The sequence below is a fragment of the Duganella vulcania genome, assembly GCF_009857655.1.
Taxonomy (GTDB): Bacteria; Pseudomonadota; Gammaproteobacteria; order Burkholderiales; family Burkholderiaceae_D; genus Rugamonas; species Rugamonas vulcania.
Genome location: NZ_WWCX01000308.1, coordinates 1 through 383, shown reverse-complemented (window position 1 = coordinate 383; position 383 = coordinate 1). Strand labels below are relative to the sequence as shown.

Below are 383 nucleotides of genomic sequence, written 5' to 3'. Positions count from 1 at the left end.
GGCGCGCCGCGCGGCGGCTCGAGCCGCGCTTGCCCTGCCCGCGCGCGCCCTCGGCGACGGCGACCCAGCAGGCGTGCACATGACTCCAGACGAGTCGGTAAAAACGGTTGGCGGAGGCGTGTTTATACATGGGGTGTCCGTACGGGTTCGGGGTGCGGGGGAAGGAGTGTTCAGGCCAGCAGCAGGCTGAATTCGGCGCGGTAGAGGCGTGAGCCGGTGCGCTTTTCGCCGGGGATCAGGTACAGCGCGAAGCGGCCGATCTGGTCGTGGTCCATTTCGTAGTTGCCGGCGGCCAGCGCGCCGCCGGCCGGGCCGGCGAAGTACAGCGTAAATTGCGCGATGGCGGGCGTGGCGGCGGCGCCGGCGCGCGCCGGCAGCTCGCG

General features: G+C 71.5%; 2 protein-coding genes. Both read right to left on the bottom strand.

The genetic code is table 11. The features are described from left to right. On the bottom strand, positions 1-130 hold a 130-nt coding region (locus GTP90_RS37685), incomplete at its 3' end, for an ESPR-type extended signal peptide-containing protein (RefSeq protein WP_161087972.1). A 40-nt stretch (positions 131-170) separates the two neighbouring features. Then, a partial coding sequence (locus tag GTP90_RS36135; RefSeq protein ID WP_161087971.1) for a DUF6916 family protein occupies positions 171-383 on the bottom strand: 213 nt, incomplete at its 5' end.